General features: G+C 39.4%; 13 protein-coding genes. 12 read left to right on the top strand and 1 reads right to left on the bottom strand.

The genetic code is table 11. The features are described 5' to 3' along the window. Positions 1-14 precede the first annotated feature (14 nt). From J6O61_RS08985 to J6O61_RS08930, 12 genes are all read left to right on the top strand, one after another. Complete coding sequence (locus J6O61_RS08985; protein WP_292212143.1) at positions 15-1082, top strand: sugar ABC transporter substrate-binding protein; 1068 nt, start codon at positions 15-17, stop codon at positions 1080-1082. Between the two features lie 197 nt (positions 1083-1279). After that, positions 1280-2434, top strand: coding sequence for a multiple monosaccharide ABC transporter substrate-binding protein (gene chvE / locus J6O61_RS08980; protein WP_292212142.1), 1155 nt, complete (start codon positions 1280-1282; stop codon positions 2432-2434). Between the two features lie 124 nt (positions 2435-2558). Continuing rightward, entirely contained in the window at positions 2559-4091 is a 1533-nt protein-coding gene (mmsA, locus tag J6O61_RS08975; protein WP_292212141.1) for a multiple monosaccharide ABC transporter ATP-binding protein, read from the top strand. 101 nt (positions 4092-4192) lie between these two features. Further along, positions 4193-5383 (top strand): multiple monosaccharide ABC transporter permease, encoded by a 1191-nt coding sequence (gene mmsB, locus J6O61_RS08970; protein WP_292212139.1) that lies wholly within the window; start codon positions 4193-4195, stop codon positions 5381-5383. A gap of 327 nt (positions 5384-5710) precedes the next feature. Then, positions 5711-7381: a M3 family oligoendopeptidase gene (locus J6O61_RS08965; RefSeq protein ID WP_292212184.1), complete on the top strand. Its 1671-nt coding sequence runs from the start codon at positions 5711-5713 to the stop codon at positions 7379-7381. Positions 7382-7579: 198 nt separating this feature from the next. Next, entirely contained in the window at positions 7580-9871 is a 2292-nt protein-coding gene (locus tag J6O61_RS08960) for an ABC transporter substrate-binding protein (RefSeq protein ID WP_292212138.1), read from the top strand. 209 nt (positions 9872-10080) lie between these two features. Beyond that, positions 10081-11133 carry an ABC transporter permease gene (locus tag J6O61_RS08955; RefSeq protein WP_292212136.1) on the top strand — a complete coding sequence of 351 codons (1053 nt, stop codon included), beginning with the start codon at positions 10081-10083 and terminating at the stop codon, positions 11131-11133. A 14-nt stretch (positions 11134-11147) separates the two neighbouring features. Further along, entirely contained in the window at positions 11148-13247 is a 2100-nt protein-coding gene (locus J6O61_RS08950; protein WP_292212135.1) for an ABC transporter permease subunit, read from the top strand. Between the two features lie 13 nt (positions 13248-13260). Next, positions 13261-14253, top strand: a complete 993-nt coding sequence (locus J6O61_RS08945) for an ABC transporter ATP-binding protein (RefSeq protein WP_074885747.1) — start codon at positions 13261-13263, stop codon at positions 14251-14253. After that, the gene (locus J6O61_RS08940; RefSeq protein WP_292212132.1) at positions 14240-15760 is read left to right on the top strand and encodes an oligopeptide/dipeptide ABC transporter ATP-binding protein; all 1521 of its coding nucleotides are present in this window, start codon (positions 14240-14242) and stop codon (positions 15758-15760) included. The genes J6O61_RS08945 and J6O61_RS08940 overlap by 14 nt, the downstream gene beginning before the upstream one ends. Before the next feature lie 11 nt (positions 15761-15771). After that, entirely contained in the window at positions 15772-16026 is a 255-nt protein-coding gene (locus J6O61_RS08935; RefSeq protein WP_292212131.1) for a hypothetical protein, read from the top strand. A 129-nt stretch (positions 16027-16155) separates the two neighbouring features. Further along, a complete protein-coding gene (locus tag J6O61_RS08930; protein WP_022774203.1) occupies positions 16156-16329 on the top strand; it encodes a hypothetical protein in 174 nt (57 codons plus the stop codon). 98 nt (positions 16330-16427) lie between these two features. Here the strand turns inward: J6O61_RS08930 and J6O61_RS08925 are convergent, their stop codons facing one another. Continuing rightward, entirely contained in the window at positions 16428-16679 is a 252-nt protein-coding gene (locus tag J6O61_RS08925; RefSeq protein WP_292212129.1) for a hypothetical protein, read from the bottom strand. Between the last annotated feature and the right edge of the window lie 32 nt (positions 16680-16711).

Genomic DNA, 16711 nt, shown 5'->3' with positions numbered 1-16711 from the left:
TGAAGGTATTTGCGATGGGGAAAAAATACAAAAATCTACTTGGCTGTTTACTGATAAGTTTAATGCTGGTTTGTTTTACAAGTGGGTGTGGGGACAAAGCCGGGAGTGAAGACTATAAAGCTGACGATGAAACGGGAAAAGTTCAGATCGGGATGTGTTTTGATTCTTTCGTCATAGAGAGATGGCAAAGGGATCGGGATGTTTTCGTATCTACTGCAAAAGAGCTTGGGGCAGAAGTGAATGTCCAGAATGCCAACGGTGATCCGAATCGGCAAAAGCAGCAGATTGAATATTTTATAAAAAAGAACATGGATGTCATTGTCATTATCACTATTGATTCCGAAGCTATTTTGGATAGCGTAAATAAAGCAAGGGAAGAGGGAATCAAGGTGATTGCCTATGACAGACCTATCAGTGGAGCTGATGCCGATCTGTACATCTCTTTTGACAATGAAAAAGTCGGGGAAATGATGGGAGAAGCTCTTGTGAAAAAAGGTCTTATTGGGGGTAAAGTGCTTATGTTGTGCGGCTCTCCCACAGATCTTAATGTTCCAATGGTTGAAAATGGTTTTGGCAAGGTAATGGAAGAAAATACCAACATGGTTCTTGATGTATTTCATGCCGATGGATGGAGGGCAGAACTTGCAGGTGAGTATATTTATGATCACATGGATCTGGTAAACCGTGCAGATGCCATTATGTGTGGCAATGATGATCTTGCCAGCAAGGTAGTCCATGCTCTTTCTGAAAAGAGACTTGCCGGGAAAAAAATGGTTGTAGGGCAGGATGCAGATCTTGAGGCTTGCCAGAGGATTGTTGAAGGTACTCAGCTTATGACGGTGTATAAACCGATAGAGAAGCTGGCCCAGAAGGCTGCCGAGTCCGCAGTTAAACTGGCAAATGAAGAAGTTCTTTCGGAGGATGAATTATCTGTCTATGTGGACGGAGAAAAAGAGATACCATATTTAAAGATAGAGCCTGTCAGCGTGACGGAAGATAATATAGACGAAGTCATAATAAAGAGTGGATTTCATTTAAAGGAAGATGTCTACTTAAATGTTCCTTCAAAGATGCCTGAATAAGGAAATAGCAATATTTTGAAAATATAAAGCTGTGCTTGCAAAAAAATGCTAGCACAGTTTTTTTTACGAAAATTTAATAATAAAAATGTGCTAGAAATCGTAAGTTACTCCTGCTTGTCAGATGCTAGAATGACTTTCGTAAAGAGCAGATAACATTCTGCAAATAATACTAACAAACTATTGTGGGAGGAAAAGAAATGAAGAAAAAACTATTAAGTGCAGTTCTTTCAATGGCTATGGCAGCATCACTTATGGTTGGATGTGGGAGCTCAGCGCCTGCCGGAACACAGACTGACAACAGTGCAGCTCAGACCGAGACGAAAACAGAAACACAGACAGCAACAGAGACACCTGCAGATACTACTGCAGCGGGTGGCGGTAAGGTCGGTGTTGCAATGCCAACCAAGGATCTTCAGAGATGGAATCAGGATGGCGCCAACATGGAAGAACAGCTTAAGGCAGCAGGCTATGAAGTAGACCTTCAGTATGCATCAAATGATATCGCAACTCAGGTTTCTCAGATTGAGAACATGATAAGCTCAGGAGCTCAGGTTCTTGTAATTGCATCTATCGATGGTGATTCCCTTGGAACAGTTCTTGCACAGGCCAAGGAGGCAGGTATCTCGGTTATTGCTTATGACCGTCTTATCATGAACTCGGATGCCGTTTCATATTATGCAACATTTGATAACTACATGGTTGGAACAAAGCAGGGCGAGTACATCAGAGATCAGCTTGATCTTGATAATGCTGCAGGACCGTTTAATATTGAAATCTTCACAGGTGATCCCGGTGATAACAATGCAAGATTCTTCTACGGCGGCGCTATGGACGTACTTAACAAGTACATCGACGAAGGCAAGCTCGTAGTTCAGTCAGGTCAGAAGGACTTCGATAACGTTGCTACAGCAAACTGGTCAACAGAAAATGCTCAGTCAAGAATGGATGCCATTATTTCTGCCAACTATGCAAACGGAACAAAGCTTGATGCAGTTCTTTGCTCAAACGATTCAACAGCTCTTGGTGTTACAAACTCTCTTGAAGCAAACTACACAGGTGATTGGCCAATCATTACAGGTCAGGACTGTGACGTTGCAAACGTTAAGAACATGATCGCAGGCAAGCAGTCAATGTCAATCTTTAAGGATACACGTACACTTGCGGCTAAGACTGTAGAGATGGTTGATGCTATCATGAAGGGCTCAGAAGCTCCTGTTAACGATACATCAACATATGACAACGGAACAGGCGTTATTCCTTCATTCCTTTGCGAACCTGTATTTGCTGATGCAAGCAACTATAAAGAACTCTTAATTGACTCAGGTTACTACTCTGAAGACGATCTTAAGTAATTAAATTTAAGCTTAAGGCGGGTCTTTATGGCCCGCCTTATATTAAGAAAAAAGCATTTGACTTTAATTTCGGAGCCTGTTTGAGAATACGGCTTAATCAGATTAAAAAGGAGGAGGGGCAATATTGGAAAAGATATTATTGGAAATGAAAAATATCACCAAGACCTTTCCTGGTGTGAAAGCATTGGACAACGTAAATTTAAAAGTTGTAAATGGTGAGATTCATGCGCTTGTTGGAGAAAACGGCGCCGGAAAATCCACACTGATGAATGTGCTTAGTGGTGTTTATCCATATGGTTCTTATGAGGGTGATATTGTTTATGACGGTGAGGTATGCAAGTTCGGAGCCATAAAGGATAGTGAGGAGAAGGGAATAGTAATTATTCATCAGGAACTCGCACTGATTCCCTATATGACTATTGCCGAGAATATGTTTTTGGGCAATGAAAGAGGGAAAAAATTTAAGATTGACTGGAATGAAACCAATAAACAGGCTAGAAGATATTTGGATATAGTTGGTCTGCGTGAAAGTACCCAGACATTGATAAAGGATATTGGTGTTGGTAAACAGCAGCTTGTTGAAATAGCTAAAGCCCTGTCAAAAAGAGCAAGGCTTCTTATTTTGGATGAACCCACTTCGTCCTTAAATGAGACAGATTCCAGAGCGCTGCTTGATCTTTTGCTAAGGCTAAAAGAAGAACGTGGTCTTACTTCCATTATTATTTCACATAAGCTAAACGAAGTGTCTTACGTAGCTGATAAGATTACGGTTATCAGAGACGGTGCTACTATCGAGACTCTTACAAAGGGAAAAGATGATTTCTCTGAGAGCAGAATAATCAAGGGAATGGTTGGACGTGAAATCTCAGACAGATTCCCCAAAAGAGAGTCACATATCGGTGAAATCAGCATGGAAGTTAAGAACTGGAATGTTTACCATCCTTTATATAAAGACAGAAAAGTTGTGGATAACGTAAATATTAATGTAAGAAAAGGTGAAGTTTTAGGTATTTCCGGGCTTATGGGAGCAGGTCGAACCGAACTTGCCATGAGTATTTTCGGGAAGAGCTATGGTGAAAACATCACGGGACAGATCTTTATAAACGGAAAAGAAGTAAAGCTTGATACGGTAAAGAGCGCCATCAGACACGGACTTGCCTATGTGACAGAGGACAGAAAGGGCAATGGACTTATTCTTTCCAATCCTATAAAAATCAATACTACAGTTGCCAATCTTGAGGCGGTAAGTAAAAGAACGGTAATCGATAAACATAAAGAGTATTCTGTTGCCGTAGAGTATAAGGAAAAACTGAAAACAAAAGCACCTTCTGTTGAGCAGCATGTGGGCAATTTGAGCGGAGGTAATCAGCAGAAAGTTCTTTTGGCAAAATGGATGTTCACGAATCCGGATATTCTAATACTTGATGAGCCTACAAGAGGAATCGATGTGGGAGCAAAATATGAAATTTACTGCATTATAAATCAGCTTGTTGCAGAGGGAAAATCTGTAATACTTATTTCTTCGGAACTTCCCGAGGTTCTTGGAATGTCAGACAGAATATATGTCATGAATGAAGGAAAGATTGTCGGTGAACTTGATGCCGGGGAAGCTACACAGGAAAAAATAATGGCTAAAATATTGCAGACAGCAGGCTAATAGGAGATGACTAGCGTTTACGGCCATATTTTGGTCAGTTACGGTATCTGCATCCGGTCAGCCTTAGTAGGATAATAAACTGGTGTTATAGGAGGAAAGATATGAACAAGGAGAATGTACTGGGGTTTTTGAAAAAAAACACCATGATAATAGTCTTGATTATAGTAGTAGCGTTTTTTTCATGGAGGACAGGAGGAGCTATTCTTCTTCCCATGAACGTAAGTAACCTGATTTCACAGAATGCATATGTATTTATACTTGCTACAGGTATGCTTCTTTGCATTTTAACGGGTGGAAACATCGATCTGTCGGTTGGATCGGTGGTATGCTTTGTAGGAGCAATAGGAGCTCTTTTGATGGTAAATGTAGGGGCTCCGGTATGGCTTACAATTATCGTAATGATCCTTATCGGAACAGCAATAGGAGCCTTTCAGGGATTCTGGATCGCGTTTGTAAGAATACCTCCTTTCATAGTTACACTGGCAGGAATGCTTGCTTTTAGAGGACTTTCAAACGTAGTACTTAATGGTCTTACAGTTTCTATCAAGGATCAGACAACCTTTGTAAACTTATTTGGTGGCGGAGCAGATTGTTATATACATGATTTTATCGGGAACGGCAGCTTAAATCTCACATGTTTATTCGGCGGTATTCTGGCAGCATCAGCACTTGTTCTTTTACAGATTCTCAGTAGGATAAAGAAAAAACAAAACGGCTATGAACTTGAGAGCGTTTTTGCCTTTGGAGGTAAGATTGTTATTCTTGCGGGAGTAATAATTGCTTTTGCATATAAGCTTGCTCAGCATAAAGGCATTCCTACAGTTCTTATATGGGTTCTTGTGGTTGTTATCATATATGGCTACATCACAAGTAATACAACAGTTGGACGTTATTTCTACGCAGTTGGCGGAAATGAAAAGGCTACAAAGCTTTCCGGTATTGATACAAACAGAGTATATTTCCTTGCATATACCAATATGGGCTTTTTGGCAGCTCTTGCCGGAATGGTAACAATTGCACGACTTACATCCGCTCAGCCGACTTACGGTCAGAACTATGAGATGGATGCTATCGGTTCCTGCTTTATAGGCGGAGCATCTGCTTACGGCGGAATCGGAACAGTTCCGGGGGTTATTGTTGGTGCGGTTCTTATGGGTGTTATAAACCTTGGCATGTCACTTATGGGTGTGGATGCCAACATGCAGAAGGTTGTAAAAGGTGTTGTCCTTTTGGCGGCTGTTATCTTTGATGTAGTATCTAAGCGTGGCGGCAAGATGATCGTAAAGAACTGATAAAAGATAAAGCTTGAAAACAGTATAATTAAAGTCACTGTGTAGATTAGGAATAGTATTTTGGCTAAGCATTTTGCTTAAGCCAGAATACTATTTTTTTGGTCTTTAGCAATTTATCACATTAACTTGTTAACATAATATTATAGTATATAAGAATACGTGATATCGGCAATAGATTAATTTTACACCCATAGGTCGATAGATTGGATTGATATATTTTAACAATTCAACGCTTTCTATTGCTAAATTGACATGTATAAAGTATAATGAAAAAATGTAATTTATAAAAATTTAATAATTAGTTCAGAAAGCAGGTTTACATAAATGATGAAATTATCGCAGATGCCGTATAAGCGTCCGGATATGGATGATATTAAGGCTTTTTATGAAAAACTTATAGAAGACAGTAAGAATGCAAAAAGTGGCGAAGAACAGCTGCAGCTCCATCAAAAATACAGAGATTTCAGAGCTGACTATTTTACAGAGCTTACTTTGGCGGTGTTCAGGCACAATATTGATACAAGCGATGAGTATTACTCAAAAGAGAATGACTATGCAGATGAAGTAATGCCACTGATTTCCAATTATGAGAATCAGTACAAAAAGGTTTTATTTGAATCTCCGTATCGTGAATTTCTTGAAGAGAAGATTAACAAGATCTTTTTCAAGAACATAGAACTTGCCAACAACTCTATCAGTGAAGAGATCCTTCCTCTTATGCAGGAAGAAAATGCACTTATCAGTAAGTATGATAAGGTAATTGCTTCTGCAAAGATTCCGTTTGACGGTGAAGAGTACAATATTTCACTTCTTCGTAAAAAGCTCACAGATGAGAACAGAGACACCAGAAAGCGTGCATGGAAGGCTCTTTCAGAGTATTTCCTTTCTGTTACCGATGAGATTGATGATATCTATGATAAGCTTGTAAAAAACAGGACTGAGCAGGCTAAAAAGCTTGGATATGAAAATTACGTAGAACTTGGCTATAACCGCATGCAGAGAAATGCATACAGAAGAGCTGAGGTTGAGAATTTCAGAAAGCAGATAAAAGAGTCATTTGTACCATTTGTTTGTGAGATTCAGGAGAAGAGAAAAGCTCAGATTGGCGTAGAAAATCTTAAGTACTATGATAATGACGTTTTCTTTAAAAATGGCAATCCTGCACCTGTCGGAACACCTGAAGAAATCATGAAGGCAGGACAGGAAATGTACTCAGAGCTTTCACCTGAGACAAAAGAGTTTTTTGATTTTATGATGGAAAACGAGCTCTTTGATGTCCTTGGAAGAAAGACCAAGAAAGCCGGCGGTTATATGGACTTCCTTCCTAAATATAAAGCTCCGTTTATTTTTGCTAATTTCAACGGAACAAGCGGAGATGTAGATGTTATAACTCACGAGTGCGGACACGCCTTTCAGGGTTATGTGACCAGAAATGACGAGACTCCTGAAAATAATGATCTTACTATGGAAACAGCTGAGATCCATTCTATGTCAATGGAGTACTTCACATACGGCTGGATGGATAAGTTCTTTGGTGACAGATCAGATGATTATCTCAAGATGCATCTGCAGGATTCAATCACATTTATTCCTTACGGATGTATGGTAGATGAGTTCCAGCACATTGTTTATGACAAGCCCGAGATGACTCCTTTAGAGAGAAAGCAGGTTTGGAAAGAGCTTGAAAAGACATACAGACCATGGCTTGACTTTGATGGGGATGAGTTCTTTGACGAAGGCGGATTCTGGCAGAAACAGGGACATATTTTCTGGAATCCTTTCTATTATATTGATTACGTTCTTGCAAGCGTTGTTGCAATGCAGTTCAAGGTATGGATGGACAAGGACTTTAAGGATGCCTGGAATCACTATTTACAGCTTTGTAAGCTTTCAACCAGAGATTTCTATGAAAATGAGCTGGCCGAGGTTGGACTTAAGAGCCCATTTAAAGATGGCACAATAGATGAACTTGCAAAAAATATGAGAGAGAAAGTCTGATAATCCTTCATTAATACAAAGAGAAAGGTTCGATAACTTTTTATTATATGAAGAAATAGATTTTTAATAAGCCGGTATCTGAAAACTTATGTTGCAATATTGGTTTTACCGATTTAAAATTGTAAATTATGTAAAGACATATGTACGTGTCAGAAAAACACTGCGCGTTTACATATAAATTTTGCGGGAGGTAGAAATATGAAAAAAAAGACACTTGCGTCTCTTTTAGCTTTATCTATGGTAGCCGGTTCATTAACAGCTTGCGGTAATACAGCTACAGAGACACCTGCAGCTCCTCAGGCTACTGAAGAAGCTTCTACAGAAGCAGCTGCAGAGACAGAAACAGAAGAATCAGAAGAAGTTGTTTCAACTGCTGATCTTCCATCATCAGTTCAGGAACTGAACGGAAAAGAGTATGGTGAGAATGCTGATTACATTTCACTTTACGACAAGTTTGGCAAGCAGATCTCAATCGCTGACGTAACAGAGGATGAGGAAACAGGTCTTGCTTATCTTAATGTAGATGGAGAGACTTATGAACTTGGTCTTGATTTCCTTTCAATGGCTATGGTTTATAACACATCTACAGAAGGAACAGACTTCGCTACAGAAGATGAAGTATATGCTGAGTGGTGGAAGTATTTCATTACACGTTGGAACTATATGCTTCCTGAGATTCCTCTTTACTCCAATGAGTACTATGATGTTTACAACACACAGATCAAGGGCGTAGAAGAGCATCCTACAAACCCATATTGGCAGCCATGCTACGCTGTTATTGACTGGACATCTGAAAAGGAAGATAACTCAATTATCCTCGGTGATACAACAGATCTTTCAGGTAAATTCAGATATGCAGCTTTCGGTGGCACAAATCCCGGAGCATCTGACCTTGATATTCAGAAGCTTACCAATGGACTTGAAATGGTTGCTATGAACAAAGAGGGTGCTTATCAGATAAATGATACCGTAGTTGACAGTTTCGAAGAAACAGACAATGAGGATGGTTCAAAGACATATACTGTCAAGATTAAAGATGATCTTAAGTTCTCTGACGGATCAGCTGTAACAGCTAAAAACTACTTCTATTTCCCATTGGCATTCTCAACACCTGTTGCAGCAGAAGCAGCAGGAAAGGATCATAAGGGACTTTTATATGAAGCAGGCTATGAAGCATTTGCAGCTTATGATGGCACAAACGATGGTGTCGATGGAGCTTCAAAGGTTATGAGCGGTCTTCGACTTATTGATGACTACACACTTTCAATAACTATTGATGCGCAGTATCTTCCTTATTTCTATTCTATTGCTTATCTTCAGTTTGATTACTTCAGACCATATGCTAAGGAAGTTTGGTTTGGTGATTGCGATATAGCTGATGATGGAGAAGGCGTATACATCACAGGAGATTTCTATGCAAAGAATGGTGATAGTTACGTAATGGCTTCTCATATTACAGATTCAGCAAATAATGCTGATGAAACATATCCATATTCAGGTCCATATGTAGTTAAGTCATTTGATGCAAGTGATAAGTCTGCTGTGCTTGTAAAGAATGAATACTTCAAAGGCAATTATGAAGGAGTACAGCCTTCTATTGAGAAGATTGTATTTAAGAAAGTTATTGCAGAGACACAGCTTGAGGACTTCAAGTCAGGTGGAATCGATCTTCTTTCAGGTATTACAGGTGGTTCAGCAACAGATGAAGCTGTAGCACTTGCAGATGGTTCAAACGGAGCTTATGCTTATACACATTATTCAAGAGCAGGCTACGGTAAGCTTGGATTCAGATGTGACTATGGCCCAGCTCAGTATACAGCTGTTCGTCAGGCTGTTGCATACTGCATGGACAGAGCAACATTTGCTAAGGATTTCACAGGTGGTTACGGCGGAGTTGTTGACGGACCTTACTACACAGGATCTTGGATGTACAAGGCAGCTGTAGATCAGGGAATGCTTCTTAACACATATGATACTTCTGTTGATTCAGCTATCGAAGTCCTCGAGAACGATGGCTGGGTATACAATGCAGAAGGTGGCGAGTACACAGAAGGCGTTCGTTATAAGAAAATTTCAGGCGAGTATGCTACAGAAAACGACAAGAACTATCAGTCTATTGACGGCGCATACAAGACTGTAGAGATTGACGGTGATTATTACATGCCACTCGTACTTAACTGGTACGGTACTGTTGACAACGAGTTCTCAGATCTTCTTGTAACCGGATTTGAGCAGAATGACAATATTGCAGCAGCAGGCTTTGCAGTTCAGAAGACAACCGGTGACTTCGGTCCTATGCTTGATGAATTCTATCAGCAGCAGGTTTATGGTTACTACAGCGGTACACCTATGTACACATGCTTTAACTTTGCAACAGGATTTACATCTGCTGTATATGACGATGCATTCTATGCAACAATTAATCCCGGTATGTACGATGATAACTCTAACTGGTATATCAAGGACGAGGCAGATATTTATTGGAACTAATTTTCTACTAGAAGTTTCGGTAGGATTATGTTAATATAGGTAACTGACTGACAATCCACGGTTATGGGAATGGAACCATAACCGTGGATTATTGTCGGTTTAAAGATTGTTTTCGCTATATAGATTATTTGTTGTTTGAATTTGAATACTCCTATCTGCAAATTGATTACAGATGGTTTATATATAGAATTTTTTAGGAGGTTTAGACTATGGGAAAGTATGTACTTAAAAGAATAGGCTACATGTTAGTTGTACTTGTAGTTTTGTCGTTTTTATTATTCCTCATATATAATCTTGTTCCCAATAACAGAGCATATACAGATGCTAAAGCTGATATGGCAGCACAGAAGACACGTCTGCGTAATGCTTCTGATGAAGAGAAAGATAAGATGTTTGATGAAATGTATTTGGAGTATCAGCGACAATATGGAACAGATACCAATAATATGGCAGTCAGATATCTTCGTTGGGTAGGGTTGATGCCCAACTATTATGGCAAATATTCAGGTCTTTTACAGGGTGACTTTGGCTATTCATATGAGCTTAAGGATGACGTTGTTAATGTTGTTAAAGAACCTATGAAAAACACCATATTTATAAATATATTTGCAACTATACTAGCTCTTGGAATAACAATTCCGTTAGGAATTGTCTGTGCCGTGCATAAGGGAAGTAAAGGTGATCAGGCCATGCAGGTTATTACTATTATAGGTTATTCACTTCCTACTTTTGTAACAGCAATTCTTTTTGTATGGATATTCTGTTCCCTTCTTGGAATATTCCCTCCCAGTGGAATGAAGACTCCAGGAAGTAACTATACAGGTTGGAAGTGGTTTGTTGACAGAATGTATTATATGGCACTTCCTCTTATTACAATGACTTTCTGCTCCCTTGGTTCAATGACAAGATATGTTAGAGCTTCTATGATCGATGCTCTGTCACTTGACTGTATCAGAACTGCAAGAGCTAAAGGCGTTACAGAAAAGGCAGTTATATATTCTCACGCCTGGAGAAATGCACTTATCCCAATTGTTACTTTGGTAGTTGGATGGTTTCTTGGTATCTTTGGTGGTTCACTTATTTTTGAAACTACATTTGGCATAAATGGAATGGGTAAGCTTATGATATCATCACTGCGAACACAGGATTTCGATGTGGTTATTCTTATGCAGCTTTTCTATGTTGCTATTTCTCTCATAGGCAACCTGATAATTGATATTGTATATGGACTTGTTGACCCAAGAGTCAGAGTAAGCGCCTAAGGAGTAGTGAGAATATGAAGAAAAAGAATTTTTTTGGCCGTTTGAGCGGCTGGGTTCGCAGAGTATTTTTTGGAGGAAGCAGAGACCTTGCAGACTCCATTGATGTAGAAGAAGTAGTAAGTCCTATAGGGCAGATAGTAAGGAACTTCCTTGAGAGAAGACTTGCAGTTGGAGCTATGATCGTAGTTATCTTAATGTTCCTTTTGGTTTTCTTCGGGCCACTGTTCATGCCTAACTATTATGACTCATATACAGAGGTTACTCAGAAAAACGTAGCTCCTACAATGAGTATGATGAAGGTTCCTTCAGGACTGAAAAATGATATAAAGATGATCGACAGCTATGGTAGTTTTTCAGTAGGTCTTTCCAATTCAGGAGATGTATATGTTTGGGGAGCTACACAGCTTGGAACAACAGGAATCGATATTAGTGATATTCCCGAAGCTGTTGAGAATGACACAATTTGCTATGTTGCAGCAGGTATAGATCATATAATTGCAATCAGCGAATCCGGTAAGGTTTACGGATGGGGTTCCAATAAGCATGGTCAGTACATCACAACTGATAAGGAAGTCCTTGAGCAGCTTGAAGAAGCTGAGGAATCAGTAAGTGAAGAAGATCAGGCTATTCTTGAAGAAGCAGGAGCTACAACTGAAGATGCTGAGTCTGTAGAAGGTGAAGAATCAGCAGATGAAGAAGTATCGGAGAGTTCTGATGAAACAGATGTTGCTGCATCTACTGCAGCATCAGCAGGTGAAAACATCATTCCTATGCCAGATGAGCTTGTAAATGGAACTATTGATGTTGCTAATATCAAAAAACTTGTTTGCGGATATCAGTGCACAGCAATTCTTATGAATGATGGCAAGCTCTATATCTGGGGTAATGCCAATGCATATCAGAACATCAGCAGCTTTGTTGACAAAGATGATCTTACAGATATAGATTTTACTCTTAACTATATAGTTGGTATTACAGATGCTGGAACTTCAATCTACACAGGAAAAAGAGGACTTTATGATCAGTATCGTTCCAATATAAATGAGGCAGGTAAGTCTTCTAAAAAGTTCCTTGGAAAGAGAAAGATTGTTTCAATTTATGCTACAAACAATCATCTTTGCGGAATGCTTAGTGACGGAAGTCTCTTTTTTGCCGGAAATTTCCCATCTGATTCAGTTGCAATGCCAGCTCTTCATGATGGTGAAACAATAGTTCAGATAGAAGCAGGAACATATCACTATACTGCGCTTACATCAGAGGGAAGAGTGCTTTCATGGGGAGGCTCAACACTTAAACAGACAGATGTCCCTACAAAAGTTGATGGAAAGACTGCAAAGGTATTTGCCGGAGCTTTCCAGAGTTATGCTGTAGATTCAAATGGTTCTCTTGTTGGAAAATGGGGACTTAAGGGTTATCTTTTTGGAACAGACGGATATGGCGCTGATATATTCCAGCGTATTATCCAGGGTGGAAAGATGACCATGACTATCGGTGCTGTGGCAGTTATCATTTCAACTATTATTGGTATTGTAGTCGGTTGTTTATCAGGATATTTTGGAGGAACTGTAGATATTGTTCTCATGCGTATAGCAGAAGTTTTTGCAGCTATACCGTTCCTACCGTTTGCACTTATTTTGTCTGCTGTTATGGCACAGATGGATATTTCTGAGAATAAGAAGATATTTATTCTCATGTGCATCCTTGGTGTTCTTACATGGACAGGACTTGCCAGAATGGTTAGAGGACAGGTTCTTGTAGCACGTGAGAATGAATATGTTACAGCTGCCAAGGCTATGGGTGTTAAGGAAGGAAGAATCGCTTTCAGACACATCCTTCCCAATATTGTTTCAATCATCTTCGTTACACTTACACTTGATTTTGCGACATGTATGCTTACAGAGTCATCACTTAGTTACCTTGGATTTGGTGTTACATATCCAAGACCTACATGGGGTAACATGCTGAGTGGTTCGAACAATTCAACTATTATCAAGAATTACTGGTGGCAGTGGGTATTTACATCTATTTTCCTTGCAGTTACCTGTATATGTATCAATATCGTAGGTGATACACTGCGAGATGTAATGGATCCAAAATCTGACCGTGATAAGTAAGGGAGTGTAAGAGATGGCTTTATTAGAATTAAAAGATTTACATACCTTTTTTAGGACAAAAAAGGGAATAGTTAAAGCAGTTAATGGCGTTTCTTACTCAGTTGATGAAGGAAAGACCATTGGCGTAGTAGGAGAGTCCGGTTCCGGAAAGAGCGTATCTGCAATGAGTATCTTGCAGCTCCTTGACGGCAACGGATATATAGATAGCGGTGAGATCATGTTTGATGGCAGAGATCTCACGAAGCTTTCGGAAAAAGAAATGTACAAGGTTCGTGGTAATGATATTTCTGTCATTTTCCAGGAGCCTATGACAAGCCTTAATCCTGTCTTCACTATAGAAAGACAGGTAAGTGAGCCTTTCATTATCCACCAGGGTATGAATAAAAAAGAAGCAGCTGCAAAGGTTGTAGAGATGCTTGCAGATGTTAAGATTCCTAATCCTCACATCGTAGCAAAGCAGTATCCACACCAGCTTTCAGGTGGTATGAGACAGAGAGTTATGATTGCCATGGCTCTCGCCTGCAAGCCCAAGCTTCTTATTGCTGATGAACCTACAACAGCTCTTGATGTTACAATTCAGGCCCAGATCCTTAAGCTCATGAATGATCTTAAGAGTGAGTATAATACATCAATTATCTTCATTACACACGATCTTGGTGTAATTAGACAGATTGCTGATACGGTTGCAGTTATGTACTGCGGACAGGTTGTTGAGCTTACAGACGCAGAGACAATCTTCCACGTATCAGAGTTCTCACATCCATATACTGAAGGACTTATGATATCAATTCCAAGACTTGATACACCTTCAAACCAGAAGCTTGATGCTATACCGGGCGCAGTACCTCACCCGCTTAAGCTTCCAAAGGGATGTAAGTTTGCACCTCGTTGTAAATATGCAACAGAGAAGTGCCTCAATGAAGAACCACCACTTATTAAGGTTCGTGAAGGCCAGCAGGTAAGATGCTTCTATGCAAGAAAGGAGGATCGTCATGCCACAAAATGATAAAGTCCTTCTAAAAATTACAAACTTAAAACAGTATTTCTCTGTTGCCAAAAAGGGAATGTATGTAAAAGCCAATGATGGTATCTCACTTGATATCTATGAAGGCGAGACACTTGGCCTTGTTGGCGAGTCAGGATGTGGTAAATCTACATTTGGACGAACACTTTTACAGCTCTATCGCCAGACCGGTGGAAAGACAATGTATTATGGAGCATCACTTGATGAGCTTGCTCCTAAATATGTCAAAAAGACAGTTACAAACCTTACAAAGCTCAGAAAGAAGATGAATGAGCATCAGGCTGAGTATGATAAGGCTAAAAAAGAATATGATGAAGCTCCGGATGATAAGAAGCTTCACCTTCATACAGACCTTACAGCCAAGAAAAAAACAGCAGAAGATTCTTATCTCAATATAGTTAATCTTATTGGTGGTTTTATTGTTGCTGATGATCTTGCACCTGTTGAGAAAATCTATACTGAGAGATATGCAGCATGTGAAAAGCTCAACAAGGACATTGAGAAGCATAAAACTGCAAAGCTTAATGCTGATGAGCTTGAGTATGTAGTTAATAAAAAAGCCGATAAAGCAACAGATAAAGAAAAGAATAAGCTAGCTTCACTTCAGGCTAAAGCAGATCTTATTAAGAATACTATTGATGCAGATAAGGCTTCAATAGCTGAGATAGATAAGAGAATAGAAGCTCTTCGTGCAGATTACAGAAGTAACCCTGATTTTGCCAAGCATGAAGAGAAACGTGATGAAGGAATTGATCTTGCAAGACTTTCTTACAATGAAGTTCGTCTTATCAGAAATCAGCTCCAGTACATTTTCCAGGATCCGTATTCATCACTTAATCCCAGAATGACTGTTGCATCACTTATCGGTGAGGGACTTATGGCTCATAAGTTCTGCAAGGGCAACAATGAGCGTATGCAGGATGAAGTAATTAAGATCATGGAAGATTGCGGACTTGCAGGATACTTTGTACACAGATTTGCTCATCAGTTCTCAGGTGGACAGAGACAGCGTATCGGTATCGCCAGAAGCCTTGCAGTTAATCCTAAGTTTGTAGTGTGCGATGAGGCTGTTTCAGCTCTTGACGTTTCTATTCAGTCACAGATCCTTAACCTTTTACAGGAGCTTAAGGAGAAAAAGAACCTTACATACCTGTTTATTACACATGATCTTTCTGTTGTAAAATATATTTCAGACAGAATCGGTGTTATGTATTTAGGTAATCTTGTAGAGCTTGCGTCATCTGATGATATATTTGCTTCACCTGCGCATCCATACACTAGGGCACTTCTTGAGTCAATACCTACAACTGACAGCAAGAAGGATCTGGTTGTGCTAGAGGGTGATATACCAAGCCCTGTTAATCCTCCTAAAGGATGTAAGTTCCATACAAGATGTAAGTACTGTACAGAAATTTGTGAACATGTAGTTCCTGAGTGGGAAGAAATTGCGCCTAACCATTTTGTTGCTTGTCATCATAAGCTTGTTTAAGAGGGATTATTATGGGTTGGAATAGAAAAGTAGACAGAATATTCAAGGCCAGAAAAGAAAATAGAAATAGTAATGAAGAGCCTGATATTTATGCTGATGAGTATTACAATCCTGAGGATGACAGAAAGGCTTACAGGGTAGGAGATAATCTTGAAAAGGGAGACCTTTTTGCGATGATTGTTTCTGCATGGCTTGTTATTATGCCAATAGCACTTGGAGTTTTACTCCTTATTGTCTTACTCGCTTGGTTCCTTCTTGGTTTATAAAAATAAACTTTTCATTAAATAGGCACAAAAGTGTTAACTTTTGTGCCTATTTTACGATATAATAATAGAAAGCCAGATGAAATCTGGTTTCAAATTATCTAACTATTTATGAAAGGAGGAAATACGTGTATGACAGCTACATGTGATGCCAGAATGGAAGTTATGGACTGCATTAGAAAGGATTGTGAGAATGAATATTATCCTGATCCTGAAAAGGTTGCCCATATTACCGGATTACCTCTGGGGGTTGTTTTTGATCTGCTTATAGAGCTAAAAAACCAGGGTTGTCTTGGAAAGAGATAATCTTCACCAATTAAATGGAGAATACCATGGAAGAACAACAAAGTTAAAGGTCCTGTGCCCACATCGGCATAGGACCTTTAAATCTTTATCTGTATTTATCAAAGCATCTCTACAGGCTCATGAGTAAAATCAGCTTTACCTTCGTTATACAACGTCTTAATAAAATCCAAAGCTCTTTGACCTGATTCTTCAATAGGAACATTCTGACTGTAAATATATTTCAGATTGTCACCGGTTGTAAGTAAGAAGTCTATTTCTGTTCCGCTGATCTGCCCATCTCCGAAGTCCAGTGGCTTAACTTCAGCAGAGCATACTTCTTTAACAATTCCTGAACCAAAAAGAACTCTCATTAAGAAAACCTCCTTTAAATAAGTGATATTAT

It is taken from the genome of Butyrivibrio sp., assembly GCF_017635265.1.
Classification (GTDB): domain Bacteria; phylum Bacillota; class Clostridia; order Lachnospirales; family Lachnospiraceae; genus Butyrivibrio.
The sequence above is the reverse complement of the archived record's forward strand: the minus strand, read 5'-3'. Positions and strand labels throughout refer to the sequence as shown.